Source organism: Streptomyces sp. NPDC042336, assembly GCF_055581985.1.
The window spans coordinates 211,909-231,450 of the sequence record NZ_JBVJEA010000013.1 but is presented as its reverse complement, the minus strand read 5'-3'; the positions used below and the strand labels follow the sequence as shown (position 1 = coordinate 231,450).

Here is a 19,542-nt window from a genome sequence, read left to right as displayed (position 1 = left end):
CTGGATAGGGTGGGAGCCACATCCTCTGTTCGACGACCCATACGATTCAGGAGCGGCTGATGAGCGCTGTGACCCCCGCTGGAGGAGACACCACGGCGGCCCGCTCCTGGCCGGCCCTGCTGAACGGACTGCTGGACGGCCGCGACCTGAGCGCGGACGACACCGCCTGGGCGCTGGACGTGATCATGCGCGGCGAGGCGACCGACGCGCAGATCGCCGCGTTCGCCGTGGGCCTGCGGTTCAAGGGCGAGACGGTCGAGGAGATCTCCGGGCTCGTCCGCACCATGTACGACCACGCCAACGTGATCGAGGTGCCGGGGGAGACCGTCGACATCGTCGGCACCGGCGGCGACGGCGCCAAGACGGTCAACATCTCCACCATGTCGGCGATCGTGGTGGCCGGCACGGGTGCGAAGGTCGTCAAGCACGGCAACCGGGCCGCCTCCTCGGCGTCCGGGGCCTCCGACGTCCTGGAGAAACTCGGCGTCAATCTGGAGCTGACGCCGAAGCGGGTGGCTGAGGTCGCCGAGGAAGCCGGCATCACCTTCTGCTTCGCCGTGAAGTTCCACCCGGCGCTGCGCCACGTGGCGGCGGCCCGCGGCCAGCTCGGCATCCGCACGGTGTTCAACTTCCTGGGTCCGCTGACCAATCCCGCCCAGGTCAGGGCCCAGGCGATCGGGGTCGCCGACGCCCGGATGGCGCCGATCATCGCCGGTGTCTTCGCCGAGCGCGGTCACTCGTCCCTGGTCTTCCGCGGCGACGACGGCCTCGACGAACTGACCACCACCGCCACGTCCCGGGTCTGGACCGTGCGCGACGGCCGGGTGACCGAGGAGACCTTCGACCCGCGCGAGGTCGGCATCGAGCTGGTGCCGGTCGAGGCGCTGCGCGGCGCCGACGCCTCCTACAACGCCGACGTCGCCCGCCGCCTGCTGGCCGGAGAGACGGGTCCGGTGCGGGACGCGGTCCTGCTGAACTCGGCGGCCGCCCTGGTGGCCCTGAACCCCGGCGACGGACCCCTGGCGGAGCGGCTGCGGGACGGGATGGACCGGGCGGCCGAGGCGATCGACTCGGGGGCCGCCAAGGGCGTCCTGGACCGCTGGGTGGCCGCGAGCCACGCGTAGCGTGTCGCCCCCCGATGTGACGTGCGTCCCGCGATCCGGACTCGGGTTGCGGGGCGCCGATCATTTCCCCTAGGTTTTTCGACAGGTCATGAGTGACAGTCATGAGGCCCCGGCCGACTGTCCGGCAACCCTCCGTCCGTGGCGGGGTGCCCCGGGTGAAGACCAGGTCGTGGACAGCAGGGTCCACGGCAAGCGCGGACCCCTCGCGAAACCAGGGGTCCTGGGTCGTCCGAGGGAGTCTCCCGTGAACCAGCGAATGCGATAGGGCCGGTCCGAAGGACAGGCCCTCGGCCGCAGAGCCCCGCCTCCGCACATCTCTTCTTCACTTCGCCTCTTCACAGCGCCCTTCCGCGCGCTGGTCCTCACGGGAGTCCGCCATGTCCGCACCCACCGCTGTCGCCACCCCGCTGCCCGTCCTCGGCCGCGACGTCACCGTCCCGCTCGTCACCGGCGGCGAGGTCACCTACGCCGCGCTCGACTACGCGGCCAGCGCGCCCGCGCTCCAGCGGGTCTGGGACGACGTGGCCGCCTACGCCCCGTACTACGGCAGCGTCCACCGGGGCGCCGGGTACCTCTCGCAGCTGTCGACCGACCTGTTCGAGAACGCCCGCAGGACCGTCGCCGAGTTCCTCGGCTGCCGGGACGAGGACCAGGTGGTCTTCACCCGGTCCACCACCGACTCCCTGAACCTGCTCGCCGCCGCGCTGCCCGCCGGCTGCCGGGTCTTCGTCTTCGAGACCGAGCACCACGCCTCGCTGCTGCCCTGGCGGGACGCCGACGTGACCTACCTGGACGCCCCGCGCACCCCCGCGCAGGCCGTCGCGACCCTGGAGCGGGCCCTCGCCGCCCGTGAGCCGTACGGGCCCGCCCTGGTCTGCGTCACCGGCGCCTCCAACGTCACCGGTGAGCTGTGGCCGGTGCGGGAACTGGCCGCCGCCGCCCACGCGCACGGCGCCCGGATCGTCCTGGACGCCGCCCAGCTCGCCCCCCACCACCCCGTCGACGTGCGCGGCCTCGACGTGGACTGGGTCGCCTTCTCCGGGCACAAGCTGTACGCCCCCTTCGGGTCCGGCGTCCTCGCCGGCCGCGCCGACTGGCTGCGCGAGGCCGAGCCGTACCTCGCGGGCGGCGGCGCCAGCCGCAGCGTCTCCCGGCGCGCGGACGGCGGTGTGGACGTGCAGTGGCACGACAGCGCCGCGCGGCACGAGGCCGGGTCGCCCAACGTCATCGGCGCCTACGCCATCGCCTCCGCCTGCAAGGCGCTCACCGAGGCCGGGTTCGACACACTGGTCGCCCGCGAGGAGTACCTGATCCGGAAGGTGCGGGAGGGCCTCGCCGGGGTGCCCGAGGTGCGGGTGCTGTCCCTCTTCGGCGACGACGCGCCGCGCGTCGGCGTCCTCTCCTTCGTCGTCGAGGGCTGGAACAGCTCGCACTTCGCCGCCGCGCTCTCCGCCGAGTACGGCATCGGCGTGCGCGACGGCCTGTTCTGCGCCCACCCGCTGGTGCGCACCCTGCTCGGCAGCGACCCGCAGACGCAGGGCGAGTGCGGGGCGCCCGAGGCGGCGCCCGGCGAGAAGTCCCTCAACGCCATCCGCGTCAGCTTCGGCGCGGGCACCCCGGACGAGCACGTCGAGCGGTTCGTGGGCGCCGTCAGGGAGCTGGTGAGCGACGGCGCCCGCTGGAACTACCGCACCGAGGACGGGCGCTGCGTGCCCGACCCCACCTCCGCCACCCCCGCCGCCGGTACCGGCGCCTGAGCCGCCCGGCCCGGCAGCCGCGACCCCAGCACGACCATCCGCAGCGCCCGCTCCGTGGCGTCCGTGAGGAGCTCGGAGGCGCGCAGCAGCGCGTCCGCCAGGGCCATCGGCGCCGGCATGATCCCGTGGCAGGCGTCCACCCCCGGCACCTCGTGCGCGCCCTCGCCGAGCGTGCCGGCCAGGGCGAGTACGGGCCGCCCGGAGAGCTTGGCGCGGCGGGCCACCTCGGCCGGGACCTTGCCGCGCGGCGTCTGGTGGTCCAGGGCGCCCTCGGCGGTGAGCACCAGGTCGGCGCGGGCCAGGCGGGCGTCCAGGTCGAGATGGTCGAGGAGCACGTCGAAGCGGGGCAGCAGCCGGGCGCCGACGGCGGCGAGACCCGCGCCGAGACCGCCGGAGGCGCCGGTACCCGGACCCGTACGCAGGTCGGTGCCGACGGCACCGAGGTCGCGGGTGAGGACGCGCGCCCAGTTCTCCAGCCCGGCCGACAACTCCTCGACCTGCGCGGGCGTCGCCCCCTTCTGCGGTCCGAACACCCGGGCCACGCCCCGCTGTCCGCACAGCACGTTGTACGGGTTGCAGGCGACGAGCAGCTCGGTGTCCTCCAGTCGGGCGTCCAGACCGGACGGGTCGATGCGGACGAGTCGGTTCAGCTCCCTTCCGCCGGGCGCGAGTTCGAAGCCGTCCGCGTCCAGCAGCCGGGCCCCGAGCGCCTGGAGCGCGCCCGCGCCCCCGTCGGACGTGCCCGAGTCGCCGCAGCCGACCAGGACGCGCCGCACCCCGGTGTCGAGCGCGGCGCGGATCAGCTCGCCGACGCCGTACGTGGTGGTGACACCGGGGTCGCGCAGGGCGCGGGGCACCAGGGACAGGCCCGCCACGGCCGCCATCTCCACCACCGCAGTGTCCCGGGCGCCGAGCAGCGCGAAGTGGGTGCCGACCCGGTCGCCCACCGGACCGGTGGCGGCCAGCGCGACCAGCCGCCCGCCGGTCGCCGACGCCAGCGCGACGGCGGTGCCCTCGCCGCCGTCGACCAGGGGGATCCGGTCGATCTCGGCGTACGGCAGCACCCGGCGGACGCCCGCCGCGATGGCGTCGGCGGCGGCCTGGGCGGACAGGGACTCCTTGAAGCCGCTGGGTGCCACGACGACGCGGTTCAGCACAGGGGACGGAGAGGACATGGAGGGCTCCTTCAGCGGGTCACGGGCACGCCGAGCAGCGGCCAGACCGCGGCGGCGAAGAACAGCACGAGCAGGGCGGTCAGCGGCGCCAGGACGGCGGACAGCCGCAGCAGGTCGCGCGGGGTGTAGGTGGGGACGCCGGGGACGTCGGAGAAGAGCGTGACCGGCTTGGCGGAGGCCGGGAGGGTGTGACAGAACCCGGCTGCCGCCGTCGACGCCAGCGCGGCGGCGACCGGGTTGACCCCCGCGCCCACAGCCGCCGCGATCACCAGCGGGACCAGGACGGAGGAGCGGGCGGAACGGGACTGGAGGACCAGATGGGCCGCCGTGCTCACGGCGACCACCACGCCGAGGAAGACGCCCGGGGCGACGTCCGCGGGCAGGCCCGACACCAGCCACTTCGCCGCCCCGGAGTCGGCCAGCGCGACGCCCATCGCCATCGTCGCCGCCATGAACAGCAGCAGCGACCACGGGACGGTCTTCAGCGCGTCCTTCAGCCGTACGGTGCCCAGCGCGGGGGAGGAGGCGACCACCGCGCCGATCAGCGCCACGACGGCGGGGGACACCTGGTGCAGGGGCTCGCTGCACCACAGGGCGACCACCGTGGCCAGCAGCAGCGCGCAGCGCTTCTCCGCCTGCGTCCACGGACCGGTGACGGGGCTCTCGCTGTGCCGCTGTATCTCCTCCGCGGTGATGCGGACCGGGCCCGCGCGGTCCGTGCGCCGTGTGGTGGTCAGCAGGACCGTCTCGGCGGCGAGGTGGGAGGAGGCGACCGCCAGTGGCAGGCCGAGCAGCAGCCACTGGGTGAAGCCGATCCGGTCCCCGGTCGCCTCCCACAGGACCGACACCGTGATCAGATGCGCACCCGCACCGATCAGGGTCGCCACCGCGGACAGAAGGATCACGGTCGGGAACAGCAGCGCCAGCATCACGACCAGTCGCTTCCGGTCGGCGAGTGCCTTGGCGAGGGCGAGGAACACCGGCAGCGCGAGCGCCGCCCGGCCCGAGGTGGCCGGCACCGCGAAGGCGGTGACGACCAGCGCGGCCGTCGTCAGGTGCACCAACTGCCGTACGGTGCGCGCCCCGCCCACCAGGAAGGCCGCCGCCCGCCCCGCGAGCCCCGTCCGGGCGACCGCGGCCGCCAGCACGAAGGCGCAGATCAGCAGCCACACGGTGGCGTCGCCGAGGGTGCCGAAGAGGGTGTCGCTGCTGATGACGCCGGTCGCGGTCAGCGCCAGTCCGGCGCCCAGCGCGATGTACGTGTCGTCGACCGGCGTACCGATCCAGGCGCAGGTGGCCAGCGCGAACACGGCGAGGGTGAGGCGCGCGTCGCCGCCCAGGGCGGGGAAGTTGGCGGGGACCGCCAGCAGCGCGCACAGGGACAGCGCCGCGCACAGGGCCGCCGCGAGGCGGAGGTTCAGCGTCACGCCCTCGAGCGTCCACGGGGGCGGTGAGCCCTCAATGAGGGTCACATGAAGGAAACTTCACCGGGCCGCGCGGAAGGCGGGCCTCACCAGGTCGGCAGCCGGTACCCCATCCCGCGCACGGTCTCCACCTGCTGGGCGCCGAGCTTCTTGCGCAGGGCCCGCACGTACACGTCCACGATGTTGGAACCCGGGTCGAAGTCGTAGCCCCACACGTGCGACAGGATCTGCTCGCGGGACAGCACCTGCCCCGGATGGCGCAGGAACAGCTCAAGGAGCACGAACTCACGGGCCGTCAGGTCCACCGTGCGGCCCTGGGCGCGGGCCCGGCGGGTGCGCAGGTCGAGGCTGAGCGACCCCGACCTCAGCACCGTCACCTCCGGTGCCCTGGCCGCCGTACGCAGGCGCAGCCGCACCCGGGCGAGCAGTTCCTCGAAGCGGAACGGCTTGGTCATCCAGTCGTCGGCGCCGCCCTCCAGGCCGGCCACCGTGTCCCGTACCGAGTCCCGGGCGGTGAGCACGATCACCGGGGTCGTCACCCGGGCCTCACGCAGCTCGCGCAGCACCGTGAAGCCGTCCCGGCCGGGCAGCCCGATGTCCAGGACGACCAGGTCGAAGCCGCCGGTGAGGGCGTACTCGTAGGCGGCGTCGCCGTCGGCGACCGCGGTGGTGGTGAAGCCGTTGGCGCGCAGGCCCTTCTCGACGAAGGAGGCGATGCGCTCCTCGTCCTCGACGATGAGGATGCGGTTCATGGGAGCCTCTTCAGCGGGTTTCGGTCCGGCTTCCGGTTTCAGTCCAGGGTGAGTACGAAGGTGGCGCCGCCGCCCTCGGTGGTGCGCAGGTCGACCCGGCCGCCGTGGCCCTCGGCGATCGCCCGGACGATCGACAGCCCGAGCCCGGCGCCCGAGCCGCGCATCCCGCGCCGGGCCGTGCCGCGCCGGAACCGCTCGAAGATCACCTCGGCGTCCTGCGGCTGGACGCCGGGACCGGAGTCGGCGACGTACAGCTCGATGCGCGGACCGTCGGCGCGGGAGCCTATGCTGACCCGCTGGCCGGCCGTGGTGTGCTGCACGGCGTTCTGCGCGAGCTGCACCATGGCCTGGGTGATCCGCTGCGGGTCGAGGTGGGCCTCGCGGTCGGCGACCGAGTCCAGCACCCACTCCCGGTCGCCCAGGGTGCGGGCCTTGACGTAGACGTCGGCGGTGAGCTCGGCCAGCTGCACCGGCTCCGGGGTGACGAAGTCGGGGCGTTCGGCCTTGGCGAGCAGCAGCAGGTCCTCCACGATGCGGCTCATCCGGTCCAGTTCGTCGGTGACCAGCCGGACGGTCTCCTCGCGCTCCGCCGGATCGTCGCCCATCAGCTCCAGGTGGCCGCGCACGATGGTGATCGGGGTGCGCAGCTCGTGGCCCGCGTCGTCGACGAACCGGCGCTGGGTGGCGAAGGCGCGCTCCAGGCGGTCCAGCATGGCGTTGAACGTCTCGGCGAGGGCCGCCACGTCGTCGTGGCCGTGCACCGGGATGCGCCGGGTCAGGTCCTGCTCGGTGAGCTGGGCGGCGGTCGTTCGCACCAGCCGCACCGGCTTCAGGATGCGTCCCGCGACCACCCAGGCGATGCCGGTCGTCATCAGCAGGGCGACGCCGGAGATGGCGAGCAGGACGCGGAACACCTCATCCGCGCGCGCCTGTTCGCGTCCCGGGTGGAAGGCGACCACGAAGGCGGCCGCCGGTTCGCCGCCGTAGCGGGCCACGGTGACCTTGGCCCAGCGGATCTCGCCCTCGGGCCGGTGCAGGGTGCCGGTGGAGTCGGGGGAGGCGTGGATGCGGCGCCGGGCGTCGGCGTCCTCGTGGAGCGGGCGGCCGACCGGGATCTCGCGCTGCTGGATGATCTGCGTGGGTCTGCTGCCCACCTCGCCCACCAGCCCGACCAGTTCCTCGTCCAGGTCGGCGTACTGCCGCTCCAGGAAGACCCGCAGCAGCCGGCCCGGGTCGGTGAACGGGCGGCCCGTCTCCGGGTCGAAGCCCTGCTCCTCGAAGTTGGCGAACTCGCCTGCCTCCTGCGCGAGCAGGCCGTTGATCCGCTGGTCGGTGTCGCGCAGCAGGATCGAGCGGGTGGTCGCCGCCACCGAGGCCAGCGCGACCGCCATCACGAGCAGCAGCCACAGCAGGATGCGGACCCGGGCCGAGACCCGGCGGCGCTCGCGCTCACCCTTCGCCGGGTCCGTCGTCGGCGTCCTGGCCCCGGTCGTCGTCATCGTCGTCATCCGGGGGGCCGTCGGTGACCGGCGGCCGCGTCACCACCTGGTCGCTGGGTGTCGGCTCGGGCGAGGAGGAGGCCGGCTCCGGGCTGGGGGAGCCGCTCTCCAGCTCCACCTTGGCCGGGACCTTGGGCTCCTGCGGGCTGTCGGTCAGGGCGAAACTGGTCGCGGCGATGCCGAGAGGGATCAGGACGACGGCCGCGAGGGCCGCCATGCGGCGGGAGAAGACCATGTCCGGGATTCTGGGCGAGGATTCCGGCGGGCCGGATGAGTACCGGATGAAGAACTCTTCATCCGGTTCCTCGGACCGTCCGTCGCCTGCGGCCGCGCCGTGGCTGGTCGCGCAGTTCCCCGCGCCCCTTTGGGGCGCTTCCCGCTCGGGGCGGTCAGTTGTCCAGGCCGATGGCGAAGGCCGCCTCCAGGTCGTGCTGGGAGTAGGTGCGGAAGGCCACGTGGGTGTCGGTGCCCTCCACACCCGGGATCTTGCTGATCCGGCCCGGGATGACCTCGGCCAGGTCCTCGTGCCGGCTCACCCGCACCATGGCGATCAGGTCGTAGGTGCCGGTGACGGAGAAGACCTCGCTGACGCTCTCCAGCGCGGCGATCTGCTCCGCGATCTCGGGAATGCGGTCCACGCTGGTCTTGATGAGCACGATCGCGCTGATCACGGCTGGTTCTCTCCCTCGGGCGCCGCCACTGGAACGCCATCAACTCTAGTCGTACGTCCGAACCGCACCCAGGCGAAGGCGAAGCCCAGCCCGAAACCCACCAGGTGCGCGAGGTACGCCACCCCCGGCCCGTCCCCGGCCCGCCCCGCCGCCATCCACTGAAGGGCCGCCCAGAACGGCAGGACGACCCAGGCCGGGAAGCGCAGCGGCAGGAAGAAGAGGAAGGGCAGGAGGCTGGTCACGCGGGCCCGCGGGAAGAGGAACAGGAACGCGCCGAGGATCGCGGAGATCGCCCCCGAGGCGCCGACCAGGGACTCCTGGGAGTGGGCGTTGGCGCCCGCGTAGCCCAGCAGGGCCAGGTAGCCGCAGCCGAGGTAGAACAGGGCGAACTGGAGCCGGCCCATCCGTTCCTCGGTCATCGCGCCGAAGACGTAGAGGAAGAGCATGTTGCCCAGCAGGTGCACCCAGCTGCCGTGGACGAACAGCGCCGTGGCCGGGGTGAGCGCCGACCCGGGGGAGTCCTCGAACAGCTCTGCGGGGATCACGCCCCAGCGCCGGAAGTAGGCGCGCTGCGCCGCCAGCAGTTCCTCCCCGCTGCCGTACGCAGGGTTGAGGCCCGCCGCCGGGCTGATCAGGAACAGCAGACAGCACAGCGTGATCAGCGTGTACGTCACCGGCGCCGCCCGGCGCCGCGACGAGCGGGCCCCGACGGACGTTCCGACCGCGCTGACCGTTGCGCGGACCGCCTTGCTCCAGTTGCGGATCATGGACACAGAGCATGACGTAACGGGCGCGAGGGCTCATAGCGCCTCGCCGCCGCGGACACGCGGGCGTCGGGTACCCGCCAGGCCGTAGGGTTACGTGCCACACGCACCGGGGGAGTCCGGCGCGTCACCGACACTGGAAGAGAGTGAACAGCCACGATGACGGTTCCCCTGCCGACCGACACGACGCGGTGGCGCTGCACCCTCTGCGGCAACCTGACCCGTTTCGACGTGACCCGGGCCTCGAAGGTCGTCGAGTACGTGCACCTCGACCTGGCCGGTGAGCCGACGGTGGAGGAGCGCGAGGTGCTCAGTGAGACCATCGAGTCGGTGCGGTGCCGCTGGTGCAACGCCGTGGACCAGGTGGAACTCGTGGACAGGCCGGGTGCCGCCTCCTGAGCGGAGCGGCCCCGCACAAGGCGATTCCGGCCCGGGATCGCCCTGAGACATTGGGGTGACGGATGGTGGAGACACACGGCGGGGGGCCGGGCGACGGCGCCGCTGAGGTGCTCGACCGCCCGCTGCCCGACGGCGTGCGCCGCCGGGTCGTGCAGATCGTGTCCGACGGCTTCGGCTCGCTCACCCTCGGCGAGCTGCCCGCACAGCTGAGGCAGTACGCCAGGTTCGCCCCGAACCGCAGGGCCAAGTTCGCCGGCAACGCCATGGCCGCCGCCGTGGAGACCGACCCGCTCTTCCGCCAGCGCATCGGTGAGAAGTTCCGCGACGCCCAGCCCGAGCTGGCCGACGCACTGGACGCCGGGTCCGCGCTCCCGGCCGCCGACCCGCTGGACGTGGCCGCCGCGGCCTACGTACTGCGCCCGCACGGCTGGGTGAAGCTGGTCACCGCCGCCGGCGAGGAGGCGCAGCGCGCGGACGCCGAGCGTGCCGACGAGGAGAACCGGGCGGAGCTGGAGCGGCTGCACGAGGAGCTGGCCCGGGCCCGGGAGCACACCAGGACCGAGACCGAGCGGCTGCGCGCCGAGCTGGACGCGGCGAAGCGGGAGACCGAGTCGCTGCACCGCAAGCTGCGCTCCGCCCTCAGTGACGTCAAGCGCGGCGAGGCGGCACTGCGCAAGGTCCAGGCGGAGCTGGACGCCGTACGGGCCGAGGGGCAGATCCAGATGTCCGCCGCCGAGAGCGAGGCCCGGCGGCTCAAGGCCCGCCTGGGGGAGGCCGAGGCGGCCCTGGAGGCCACCCGCAGGGCCGCCCGCGAGGGGCGCAGCGTCGAGGACATGCGCGTACGGCTGCTCCTGGACACCCTCCTGGACGCCACCCAGGGGCTGCGGCGCGAGCTGGCGCTGCCCCCGGTGTCCGTGCGGCCCGCCGAGACCGTGGACGCGGTCGAGCCCGGCCGGATGACGCCGAAGGACATCGCCAACCGGGCCCTGTCCGAGAACGATCCGGCGATCCTCGACCAGTTGCTGGCGCTGCCCCAGGCGCATCTGGTCGTCGACGGCTACAACGTCACCAAGACCGGCTATCCGCAGATGCCGCTGGAGAAGCAGCGGCTGCGGCTGCTCGGCCAGCTCTCCCAGCTCGCCGCGCAGACCGGCGCCGAGATGACCTGCGTCTTCGACGGCGCCGAACTGGTGGCGCCCGTGCTGCTCGCGCCGCCGCGCGGGGTGCGGGTGCTGTTCTCCAAGCCCGGCGTCACCGCCGACGAGCTGATCCGCCAGCTGGTGCGGGCCGAGCCGCCGGGCCGGCCGGTCATCGTCGTCTCCACCGACCGCGAGGTCGCCGACGGCGTGGCGCGCGCCGGCGCACGCCCGGTGGCGTCCGCGGTGCTCCTCAAGCGGCTTTCCTAGCCGGCCGTCGGCTTCCGGCCACTTCTCTTCACTTCCGTACCAACCGTAACGTAGGCGCCCTATGCCCGAATTGACGGAACCGTCACGCAACGTAGCGTCAGAAGGGTGTCACTGCAGGTGAGTTGCGGCGAAAAACGCGGTGCGTAACCGTGATTTTTCGGCGGAGGATTTGAACTGATCACGAGTGGGTCACTAGGGTCACCCTTCGAACCCTCGAACGGGTGATCCCTCTCAAGAAGGAGCTCGTCTCCGTGGCGTCCCACCGTCGTCCCAAGCAGCCGAGCCGCACGCGCGTGACCGTGCTCACCACCGCTGCCGCCGCCGCTGTCGCTCTCAGTTCCCAGGCCGCCAACGCCGCCCCGAGCGAGAAGCCGAGCAAGGACGAGGTCAAGGCCAAGGTCGACAAGCTCTACGAGGAGGCCGAGCAGGCCACCGAGAAGTACAACGGCGCCAAGGAGAAGCAGGAGAAGCTCCAGAAGGAGATCTCCACCCTCCAGGACAACGTCGCCCGCGGCCAGGAGGAGCTCAACGAGCTGCGCGACGGCCTCGGTTCGATGGCCAGCGCCCAGTACCGCTCCGGCGGCATCGACCCCTCCCTCCAGCTCTTCCTGTCCGCCGACCCGGACAACTACCTGGACAAGGCCTCCACCCTCGACCAGCTGAGCGGTCAGCAGGTCGAGGCGCTGAAGAAGATCCAGGTCAAGCAGCGCGACCTCGCCCAGCAGCGCTCCGAGGCCTCCGAGAAGCTCAAGGACCTCTCCGCCACCCGCACCGAACTGGGCAAGAAGAAGAAGCAGGTCCAGGGCAAGCTCTCCTCCGCGCAGAAGCTGCTCAACACGCTCACCGCGCAGGAGAAGGCCGCCCTCCAGGACGAGGAGCAGCGCTCCAACCGCGCCAGCGAGCGCCAGGTGCTCACCGGCGGCAAGTCCACCCCGGCCTCCGGCCGCGCGGGCGCCGCCTTCGCCGCCGCCCAGGGCAAGATAGGGACGCCGTACGTCTACGGCGCCACCGGCCCGTCCTCCTTCGACTGCTCGGGCCTGACCTCCTGGGCGTACGCGCAGGCCGGCGTCGGGATCCCGCGCACCTCGCAGGCGCAGGCCAACTACGGCACGCGCATCTCCTCGATGAACGACCTCCAGGTCGGCGACCTCGTCTTCTTCTTCAGCGACCTGCACCACGTCGGCCTCTACGCGGGCAACGGCCAGGTCCTGCACGCGCCGCGCACCGGCACGAACGTCCGCTACGAGTCGATGAGCACCATCGGCGGCCCGTTCATGTTCGGCGTACGGGTCTGACCGTGCTCCGCGGACGGGCCCGGCCCGGACGCCCCGCGCCACCCGAAGTCACCCCCACCGTGCCGCCCGTTCGGGCGAATCACGTCCGGGCCCTGTGACCCTCGCCCCGCCGGTGACCTGCGTCAGCGGCGGGGCGCCGTGTTGCGCGGCCCCGTAGGTCGTTGGCCGGTGCCCCGCCGTGGGGTTACTGTCTGCCGCGTTTCCCCGTCCGCCAGCGGAAGGAGTGCGGCTTCCCGTGGGGTCCCATCGCCGCCTTGCACCATCCGGGTTCGACCGTGGCTCCACCGCCGCCGTCGGACTGCTCTCCGTGGCCGCCGCACTCCTGGGCGCCGTACCGGCCGCGGCCGCTCCGCACGACGACCGGCGGGCGGAGGTGGACCGGCTCCACACCGAGGCGGAGCAGGCGACCGAGGCCTACAACAAGGCCGACGCGCGCACCGACGCGCTGCGCGAGGAGGTCTCGACCGCGCAGGATTCCATCGCCCGGCAGCAGCAGCGCGTCAACACCATGCGGGACGCGCTCGGTTCGCTGGCCGGCGCCCAGTACCGCTCCGGCGGCATCGACCCGTCGCTGGCGCTGCTGCTCTCCGCCGAACCGGACGACTACCTCGACCGGGCGTCCGTGCTCGACCGGATCACCACTCGTCAGGCGGGTGAGCTGAGGCAACTCCAGCAGGCGATGCGCGACCTCGGCCAGGACCGGGCCGAGGCGGCCCGCAAGCTCGCCGAACTGGAGAAGGGCCGCAAGGCCGTCGCCGCCCACAAGAAGACCGTGGAGCGCAAGCTCGCCAAGGCCCGCGCGCTGCTCGCCGCCCTGCCGGACGACGAACGCGACGCCTACCGGCGCGGGTCCCGCTCGGGGCGCGAGGACCTGACCGCCCTCGCCGGTGCCGCCGCCCCCGCCTCCGGCCGGGCCGCGGCCGCCTTCGCCGCCGCCCGCTCCGCCCTCGGCAAGCCCTACGTCTGGGGCGCCAACGGCCCCTCCGGCTTCGACTGCTCGGGGCTGACCCAGTGGGCCTACGCACAGGCCGGCGTCGGCATCCCGCGCACCTCCCAGGCGCAGTCCGGCGCCGGGCGGCGGGTCTCCCTGTCCGAGGCGCGCCCCGGCGACCTGGTCGCCTACCGCGACGACGCCAGCCACATCGGCATGTACGCGGGCAACGGCCAGGTGATCCACGCGCCCTACCCCGGCGCGCCGGTGCGCTACGACCCGGTCGGCATGATGCCGGTCTCCTCGGTCACCAGGGTGTGACGCCACGGCCCATCCCGGCCCCGGCGCTCATCCCGCCCCGTGCCTTCCGCCCTCCCCCGCCCGTACGATCGGGAAGGTGGCTGGTCGAAGGCGGGTGTCGGGTTCCTCGGTGGTGGCGCTGTGCCTGCTGCTGGTCGCGCTGGTGGCCTGCGGCGGCCGGACCGCGGCCGACCCCGCACAGGCCGACGTCCAGCGGATCCTGGACCGGCGCGCGGCGGCCGTCCTGGCCCATGACGCGGCCGCATACGCGCGGACCGGCACCGGTACCGGCTTCGACCGCCTGAGCGCGATCCCGCTGGCCGCGTGGTCCTACCGGGTACGGGAGGTCGAGCGCACCGGCGACACCGCCACCGCCGACGTCGAGCTGCGCTACCGGGTCGAGGGCTACGACCGGGGCGCCGTCACCGCGGGCCGCACCGTGCGGCTCGGCCGGGACGGCACGGGCGGGGCGTGGGCCGTCGAGTCCGACCGCCCCGCCAAGGAGTCCGGCCAGCAGCCCTGGGACCAGGGCGCGGTCCAGGTCGTGCGCGGCACGCACAGCCTCGTCCTCGGCGTCGGGCAGTCCACCGCCTCCCTGCGCGGCTACGCCGGCCTGGCCGACCGGGCGGTGCCCGCCGTCTCGGACGCCTGGGACGGCGACTGGTCCCGCCGGGTGGTCGTGGTCGTCCCCCGGTCGGTGGAGGGCATGGCGGGCCTGCTCGGGTCCCCGGCCTCGTCCTACCGGGGCATCGCCGCGGTCACCACCGGGGAGACCGGCGGCCGGGAGCACGCCCCCGCGGACCGGATCATCGTCAACCCCGACGCTTACGGGCTGCTCGGCAGCCTCGGCAAGCAGGTCGTGCTCACCCACGAGACGACCCATGTGGCCACCCGCGCCGACACCACCTCGGCCACCCCGCTGTGGCTCTCCGAGGGCTACGCCGACTGGGTCGGCTACCGCGGCAGCGGACGCACCGCCGCCCAGGCCGCCCCCGAACTGGCCGACGCGGTCGCCGAGGGCCGGGTGCCCGCGCGGCTGCCGACGGACGAGGACTTCGGCTTCACCGCAGAGGCGGAGGAACTGGCCCGGGCCTACGAGGGCGGCTGGCTGGCCTGCCGGATGATCGCCGAGCAGTGGGGCGAGGACCGGCTGGACGCGTTCTACCGTGCCGTGGGAGCCCACGACGAGCGCGCCGGCGCGGTCGAGGACGCCCTGCACGAGGTGCTCGGCACGACCCCGGACGACTTCACGGCACGTTGGCGGGAGTATCTGCGGACGGGTCTCGGCTGAGCCGGGGGCCTACCGGGACGTGCGGCGGGGGTGTGGGGGTGGGCTGCCGGGGGAGGGTACCGGGGTCACGGCGTGCCGGCAGGTGTGTCCGTGGGGGTGGCTCGGCTGAGGCGGGCGGGTTCCGCGGCCGGGGGCGGGGCCGCGGGGCGTACCGTGCTCCGCCACAGGGCGCGGGCGGCGAGGAGGGCGGCGGCCACCAGCAGGCCGTTGCGGACGAACAGGAGTGTGATGCCGAGGGGGGTGCTCGCCACCACGTCCGCGAACAGGACCGGGAACTCCAGCACCGTCAGCGGGGTCGCCGCCAGCACCAGCGCGACCGGCACCCGCATCCGGCTCGCCCGGAAGCACCGGCAGACCGCACCGAGGCCCACCAGCCACACCAGGTACTGCGGGCTGATCACCCGACTGGTCACCGTGAACATCAGCACCGCCACGAAGGCCGCGTCCGCCGCCGTGTGCGCCGCGAACCGGGGGGCCGCAGACCGCGAGGCCCTCAGCCGCCACAGCAGCAGCCAGCCGAACGCCACCGCGCTCAGCCCCAGGGAGACCGTGCCCGCCGTGTCCACGTGCGGCCCCAGGAACTCCATCGAGCCGTAGTTCAGCAACACCCCGCCCTCCCAGCCGAAGTGCCGGGCGACGTGGAAGACCAGCGAGCCCAGCGACTCCACCTCGACGCCCCGCTCGCGCTGGAACGTCAGGAACGCGAACGCCCCGGGCATCGACACGGCGAACAGCGCGGCCAGCCCCGCCCCGCTCACGGCGGCGGCGATCCACGGCCCCCGCCCCCGCATCCCGACGAGCACCAGCGCCGGCCACACCTTCAGCAGCGCCCCGAGCGCCGCCAGCGCCCCCGCCACCCGCGGATGCCGCCCGGCGGCGAGCAGCGCGGCCACCGCGACCGCCGTGACCATCACGTCGTAGCGCGCGTACACAGTCGGCCCGAGCAGCGGCACGCCCACCACCCACACCCAGGCCCCGCGCGGCGACCGCCCGGCGCCCCGCCCCGCGTGCCACAGCAGCGCCAGGACGGCGGCGTCCGTGACACACGCGAGGACGAAGAAGGCCGTCGCGTACTCCAGGAAGGGCAGCAGGGTGGGGGAGAGGACCGCGAAGGCCGCCGCCGGCGGGTACTGCCAGGTGACGTCCTCCAGCGGAAACGTTCCGGTGCGCAGGACGTCGGACCAGTCCCGGTAGATGACGGACACGTCGCTGGTGACGTCCGGTCCGGGGAAGACCAGCACCTTCAGCACGAACAGCAGCAGCACCAGCCGCGTGGCGCCCCAGACCGTCGGCAACCACACCGGTGACCGCCCCGCGTCCCTCGTCTCCACGTGCTCCCTGCCCGTCCGTGCCCGCCTCGTACCTGCCCGTCCCCGCCCCGTACCGGCTTGTCCGCCGGTGCGGCCATGATGACCCGGACCCCTGTGGGCGTGCCACAGGACGCAGCCGCGCCCGGCACCCCGCGACCGGTTCGGTAGGGTCGGCGGCGTGCGCAAGACCTTGATCGTGACGAACGACTTCCCGCCCCGCCCGGGCGGCATCCAGGCCTTCCTGCACAACATGGCGCTACGGCTGGACCCCGAGCGGCTGGTCGTCTACGCCTCCACCTGGAAGCGCGGCCGCGAGGGTGCCGAGGCCACCGCGGCCTTCGACGCCGAGCAGCCCTTCACCGTCGTACGGGACCGCACCACGATGCTGCTGCCGACACCGGGCGCCACCCGGCGGGCGGTGGGCCTGCTGCGCGAGCACGGCTGCACCTCCGTGTGGTTCGGGGCGGCCGCACCCCTCGGCCTGATGGCCCCGGCGCTGCGCAGAGCGGGCGCCGAGCGTCTCGTCGCCACCACCCACGGCCACGAGGCGGGCTGGGCCCAGCTGCCCGGCGCCCGGCAACTGCTGCGCCGGATCGGGGAGTCGACGGACACGATCACCTACCTCGGCGAGTACACGCGCTCCCGCATCGCGGGCGCGCTCACGCCCGAGGCGGCCGCGCGGATGGTGCAACTGCCGCCCGGCGTCGACGAGAAGACCTTCCACCCGGCCAGCGGCGGCGACGAGGTGCGCGCCCGCCTCGGCCTGACCGAGCGCCCCGTGGTCGTCTGCGTGTCCCGCCTGGTCCCGCGCAAGGGCCAGGACACCCTGATCCGCGCGATGCCCCGCATCCTCGCCGCCGAGCCGGACGCCGTCCTGCTGATCGTCGGCGGCGGCCCCTACGAGAAGGACCTGCGCCGGCTCGCCGTCGAGACGGGCGTCGCCGCCTCCGTCCACTTCACCGGCGCCGTGCCCTGGTCCGAACTGCCCGCGCACTACGGCGCCGGGGACGTCTTCGCCATGCCCTGCCGCACCCGCCGGGGCGGCCTCGACGTCGAGGGCCTGGGCATCGTCTACCTGGAGGCCTCCGCGACCGGCCTGCCCGTCGTCGCGGGCGACTCGGGCGGCGCCCCCGACGCCGTACTCGACGGCGAGACGGGCTGGGTGGTCCGGGGCGAAGACCCGGACGAGTCCGCCGACCGCATCACCACCCTCCTCGCCGACCCGCAACTGCGCCGCAGGATGGGCGAGCGGGGCAGGACCTGGGTGGAGGAGAAATGGTGCTGGGACCTGCTGGCCGAGCACTTGAGAACGCTGCTGTAGGACAACGCCCCAAGGGCGCGGGGAACCGCGCGACCAGCCACGACGAACCGGCACCCGCCCGCGGTGAGCAAGGGGCACCTCCACCAGGCGCCCCGGCCCCGCTACTTGGCGTAGATCGCCTCGATCTCGTCCGCGTAGTCCTTGGCGACGACATTCCGCTTGAGCTTCAGCGAAGGCGTCAAGTGCCCCGAGTCCTCGGTGAACTGAGCCCCCAGCACCCGGAACTTCCGCACCGACTCCGCCTTCGACACCGCCGCGTTCCCGTCGTCGATCGCGTCCTGGATCGCCGCGAGCAGATCCGGGTCCTGCCGCAGCGACACCGCCGTCGACCCGGCCGGCTTCCCGTGCTCCTCGCACCAGCGGCCCAGGAACTCCTCGTCGATCGTGACCAGCGCGCCCACGAAGGGCCGCCCGTCGCCGACCACCATGCACTCGGCGACCAGCGCGTGCGCGCGGATGCGGTCCTCTATGACGGCCGGGGCGACGTTCTTGCCGCCGGCGGTGACGATGATCTCCTTCTTGCGGCCGGTGATCCGCAGATAGCCGTCCTCGTCGAGGGTGCCGATGTCGCCGGTGTGGAACCAGCCGTCGGCCAGCGCCTCAGCGGTCGCGCCCGGGTTGTTCCAGTACTCCTTGAACAGGTGCTCGCCGTGCAGCAGCACCTCGCCGTCGTCCGCGATGCGCACCACGGAGCCGGGCAGCGGCTGGCCCACCGTGCCGATCTTCTGGCGGTCCCAGGGGTTGAAGGCGGTGGCCGCGCAGGACTCGGTCAGGCCGTAGCCCTCCAGGACCGTGAAGCCGATGCCGCGGAAGAAGTGCCCGAGCCGCTCGCCGAGCGGGGCGCCGCCGGAGATGGCGTACTCGCCCCGGCCGCCGAGGACCGTGCGGAGCTTGCTGTAGACGAGCTTGTCGAAGACCTTGTGCTTGAGCTTCAGGCCGACGGACGGGCCGGACGGCGTGTCCAGGGCCTTGCTGTACGCGATCGCCGTGTCCGCGGCCTTGTCGAAGATCTTGCCCTTGCCGTCGGCCTGCGCCTTGGCGCGCGCCGAGTTGTACACCTTCTCGAAGACGCGCGGCACGCCGAGGATCAGCGTGGGCCGGAAGGCGGCCAGTTCGTCGGTGAGGTTCTTGATGTCGGGGACGTTGCCCAGCTTGATCGGCGCGATCATCGGCGCGACCTGCACCAGCCGTCCGAAGACGTGGGCGAGCGGGAGGAAGAGCAGGACCGAGCACTCACCGGTGCGGAAGAGCGGGCGCAGCCGCTCGACGACGTTCCCGCACTCCGCGAAGAAGCTGCGATGGGTCAGGACACAGCCCTTGGGGCGGCCCGTCGTGCCGGAGGTGTACACGATGGTCGCCGGGTCGTCCGCCTTCGCGATCGAGCCGCGCTCCTCGACGGTCCGGTCCGTGACGTCCTGGCCCAGCCGCCCCAGCTCCTCCACGGCGCCGGCGTCGATCTGCCAGACGTTCTTCAGGGCGGGCAGCTGCTCGCGCACCGACTCGACGGCGGCCGAGTGCCCGGCCGACTCCACGACGCACGCCGTGGCACCGGAGTCGCCGAGGATCCACTGCACCTGCTCCGGCGAGCTGGTCTCGTACACCGGCACGGTGATCGCGCCCGCGCTCCAGATCGCGAAGTCCAGCAGGGTCCACTCGTAACGCGTGCGGGACATCAGCCCGACCCGGTCGCCGGGCTGGACACCGGAGGCGATGAGGCCCTTGGCCGCGGCGTGCACCTCGGCGAGGAAGGCGCGTGCGGTCACGTCCTGCCAGGCGCCCGACACCTTGCGGGCGATGACGGCGACGTCGGGATGCTGCGCGGCGTTTCTGCGGACGATGTCGGTCAGGTTTCCGTCCGCGGGGACCTCGTACAAGGCCGGAAGGCTGAACTCGCGCAAGACTGCTGCTCCTCATAGGGCGCCGGCGCCACGACGTTGTGTGATGCGACGGTGCGGTCCAAGGCTCGGGCTGTGGCTCCGGAGGACTCATGCGGGATTCACATGTTGAAATCCAGAGCACGACTGGACTGCCCGGACGTTACCCGCCGGTATGCGTTCTCCGACAGGGGGTCCCCGCGAGATGTTCGCTGCGTCACACGGATGGGGTTTGCTGTGCGCACAGTA

General features: G+C 73.2%; 17 protein-coding genes and 1 riboswitch. Of the genes, 8 read left to right on the top strand and 9 right to left on the bottom strand.

From position 1 onward, the window contains the following. Window positions 1-59: 59 nt before the first annotated feature. Window positions 60-1,124, top strand: coding sequence for an anthranilate phosphoribosyltransferase (gene trpD, locus ACZ6IM_RS27005; protein WP_469559750.1), 1,065 nt, complete (start codon window positions 60-62; stop codon window positions 1,122-1,124). Window positions 1,125-1,208: 84 nt separating this feature from the next. Further along, window positions 1,209-1,325: riboswitch (SAM riboswitch) on the top strand. Between the two features lie 176 nt (window positions 1,326-1,501). Then, window positions 1,502-2,881, top strand: coding sequence for an aminotransferase class V-fold PLP-dependent enzyme (locus ACZ6IM_RS27000; protein ID WP_052841419.1), 1,380 nt, complete (start codon window positions 1,502-1,504; stop codon window positions 2,879-2,881). Here ACZ6IM_RS27000 and ACZ6IM_RS26995 read toward each other — a convergent pair. The 7 genes from ACZ6IM_RS26995 to ACZ6IM_RS26965 all read right to left on the bottom strand — a co-directional run bounded on the left by ACZ6IM_RS26995 (window position 2,809) and on the right by ACZ6IM_RS26965 (window position 9,169). After that, entirely contained in the window at window positions 2,809-4,038 is a 1,230-nt protein-coding gene (locus ACZ6IM_RS26995) for a glycerate kinase (protein ID WP_052841420.1), read from the bottom strand. The two genes, ACZ6IM_RS27000 and ACZ6IM_RS26995, sit on opposite strands and share 73 nt — an antisense overlap. A gap of 29 nt (window positions 4,039-4,067) precedes the next feature. Beyond that, the gene (locus tag ACZ6IM_RS26990; protein ID WP_469559747.1) at window positions 4,068-5,483 is read right to left on the bottom strand and encodes an SLC13 family permease; all 1,416 of its coding nucleotides are present in this window, start codon (window positions 5,481-5,483) and stop codon (window positions 4,068-4,070) included. A gap of 83 nt (window positions 5,484-5,566) precedes the next feature. Further along, window positions 5,567-6,232 carry a response regulator transcription factor gene (locus ACZ6IM_RS26985; RefSeq protein WP_398912840.1) on the bottom strand — a complete coding sequence of 222 codons (666 nt, stop codon included), beginning with the start codon at window positions 6,230-6,232 and terminating at the stop codon, window positions 5,567-5,569. A 38-nt stretch (window positions 6,233-6,270) separates the two neighbouring features. Further along, complete coding sequence (locus ACZ6IM_RS26980; protein WP_469559744.1) at window positions 6,271-7,731, bottom strand: sensor histidine kinase; 1,461 nt, start codon at window positions 7,729-7,731, stop codon at window positions 6,271-6,273. Beyond that, window positions 7,682-7,966 carry a hypothetical protein gene (locus tag ACZ6IM_RS26975; protein ID WP_052841423.1) on the bottom strand — a complete coding sequence of 95 codons (285 nt, stop codon included), beginning with the start codon at window positions 7,964-7,966 and terminating at the stop codon, window positions 7,682-7,684. Before ACZ6IM_RS26975 ends, ACZ6IM_RS26980 begins: the two co-directional genes overlap by 50 nt. A 154-nt stretch (window positions 7,967-8,120) precedes the next feature. Then, the gene (locus ACZ6IM_RS26970) at window positions 8,121-8,402 is read right to left on the bottom strand and encodes an Lrp/AsnC family transcriptional regulator (RefSeq protein WP_031035777.1); all 282 of its coding nucleotides are present in this window, start codon (window positions 8,400-8,402) and stop codon (window positions 8,121-8,123) included. Further along, on the bottom strand, window positions 8,399-9,169 hold the full coding sequence (locus tag ACZ6IM_RS26965) for a rhomboid family intramembrane serine protease (RefSeq protein WP_052841424.1): 771 nt from the start codon (window positions 9,167-9,169) through the stop codon (window positions 8,399-8,401). The genes ACZ6IM_RS26970 and ACZ6IM_RS26965 overlap by 4 nt, the downstream gene beginning before the upstream one ends. Before the next feature lie 156 nt (window positions 9,170-9,325). On the opposite strand from ACZ6IM_RS26965, the gene ACZ6IM_RS26960 reads away from it, so the two are divergent. The 5 genes from ACZ6IM_RS26960 to ACZ6IM_RS26940 all read left to right on the top strand — a co-directional run bounded on the left by ACZ6IM_RS26960 (window position 9,326) and on the right by ACZ6IM_RS26940 (window position 14,788). Next, a complete protein-coding gene (locus ACZ6IM_RS26960) occupies window positions 9,326-9,565 on the top strand; it encodes a hypothetical protein (RefSeq protein WP_052841425.1) in 240 nt (79 codons plus the stop codon). Between the two features lie 62 nt (window positions 9,566-9,627). Beyond that, on the top strand, window positions 9,628-10,971 hold the full coding sequence (locus ACZ6IM_RS26955) for an NYN domain-containing protein (RefSeq protein ID WP_469559739.1): 1,344 nt from the start codon (window positions 9,628-9,630) through the stop codon (window positions 10,969-10,971). A gap of 251 nt (window positions 10,972-11,222) precedes the next feature. Continuing rightward, window positions 11,223-12,266: a C40 family peptidase gene (locus tag ACZ6IM_RS26950; protein WP_469559772.1), complete on the top strand. Its 1,044-nt coding sequence runs from the start codon at window positions 11,223-11,225 to the stop codon at window positions 12,264-12,266. A gap of 235 nt (window positions 12,267-12,501) precedes the next feature. Next, on the top strand, window positions 12,502-13,518 hold the full coding sequence (locus ACZ6IM_RS26945) for a C40 family peptidase (protein ID WP_469559736.1): 1,017 nt from the start codon (window positions 12,502-12,504) through the stop codon (window positions 13,516-13,518). Window positions 13,519-13,594: 76 nt separating this feature from the next. Further along, window positions 13,595-14,788, top strand: a complete 1,194-nt coding sequence (locus ACZ6IM_RS26940) for a hypothetical protein (RefSeq protein ID WP_469559733.1) — start codon at window positions 13,595-13,597, stop codon at window positions 14,786-14,788. Between the two features lie 65 nt (window positions 14,789-14,853). Here ACZ6IM_RS26940 and ACZ6IM_RS26935 read toward each other — a convergent pair whose 3' ends face one another. Continuing rightward, the gene (locus tag ACZ6IM_RS26935) at window positions 14,854-16,119 is read right to left on the bottom strand and encodes a glycosyltransferase 87 family protein (RefSeq protein ID WP_052841429.1); all 1,266 of its coding nucleotides are present in this window, start codon (window positions 16,117-16,119) and stop codon (window positions 14,854-14,856) included. 157 nt (window positions 16,120-16,276) lie between these two features. Between ACZ6IM_RS26935 and ACZ6IM_RS26930 the strand changes: the two genes are divergently transcribed. After that, the gene (locus tag ACZ6IM_RS26930) at window positions 16,277-17,419 is read left to right on the top strand and encodes a glycosyltransferase family 4 protein (protein WP_469559729.1); all 1,143 of its coding nucleotides are present in this window, start codon (window positions 16,277-16,279) and stop codon (window positions 17,417-17,419) included. 101 nt (window positions 17,420-17,520) lie between these two features. Here ACZ6IM_RS26930 and ACZ6IM_RS26925 read toward each other — a convergent pair whose 3' ends face one another. After that, entirely contained in the window at window positions 17,521-19,317 is a 1,797-nt protein-coding gene (locus ACZ6IM_RS26925) for an AMP-dependent synthetase/ligase (protein ID WP_052841431.1), read from the bottom strand. Window positions 19,318-19,542: the final 225 nt, after the last annotated feature.

Bases quoted from the DNA above. Each gene is read 5' to 3' on its own strand.
- trpD (WP_469559750.1), top strand. From the start codon at position 60: ATGAGCGCTGTGACCCCCGCTGGAGGAGACACCACGGCGGCCCGCTCC.
- ACZ6IM_RS27000 (WP_052841419.1), top strand. From the start codon at position 1,502: ATGTCCGCACCCACCGCTGTCGCCACCCCGCTGCCCGTCCTCGGCCGC.
- ACZ6IM_RS26985 (WP_398912840.1), bottom strand. From the start codon at position 6,232: ATGAACCGCATCCTCATCGTCGAGGACGAGGAGCGCATCGCCTCCTTC.
- ACZ6IM_RS26980 (WP_469559744.1), bottom strand. From the start codon at position 7,731: ATGACGACGACCGGGGCCAGGACGCCGACGACGGACCCGGCGAAGGGT.
- ACZ6IM_RS26975 (WP_052841423.1), bottom strand. From the start codon at position 7,966: ATGGTCTTCTCCCGCCGCATGGCGGCCCTCGCGGCCGTCGTCCTGATC.
- ACZ6IM_RS26965 (WP_052841424.1), bottom strand. From the start codon at position 9,169: ATGATCCGCAACTGGAGCAAGGCGGTCCGCGCAACGGTCAGCGCGGTC.
- ACZ6IM_RS26960 (WP_052841425.1), top strand. From the start codon at position 9,326: ATGACGGTTCCCCTGCCGACCGACACGACGCGGTGGCGCTGCACCCTC.
- ACZ6IM_RS26955 (WP_469559739.1), top strand. From the start codon at position 9,628: ATGGTGGAGACACACGGCGGGGGGCCGGGCGACGGCGCCGCTGAGGTG.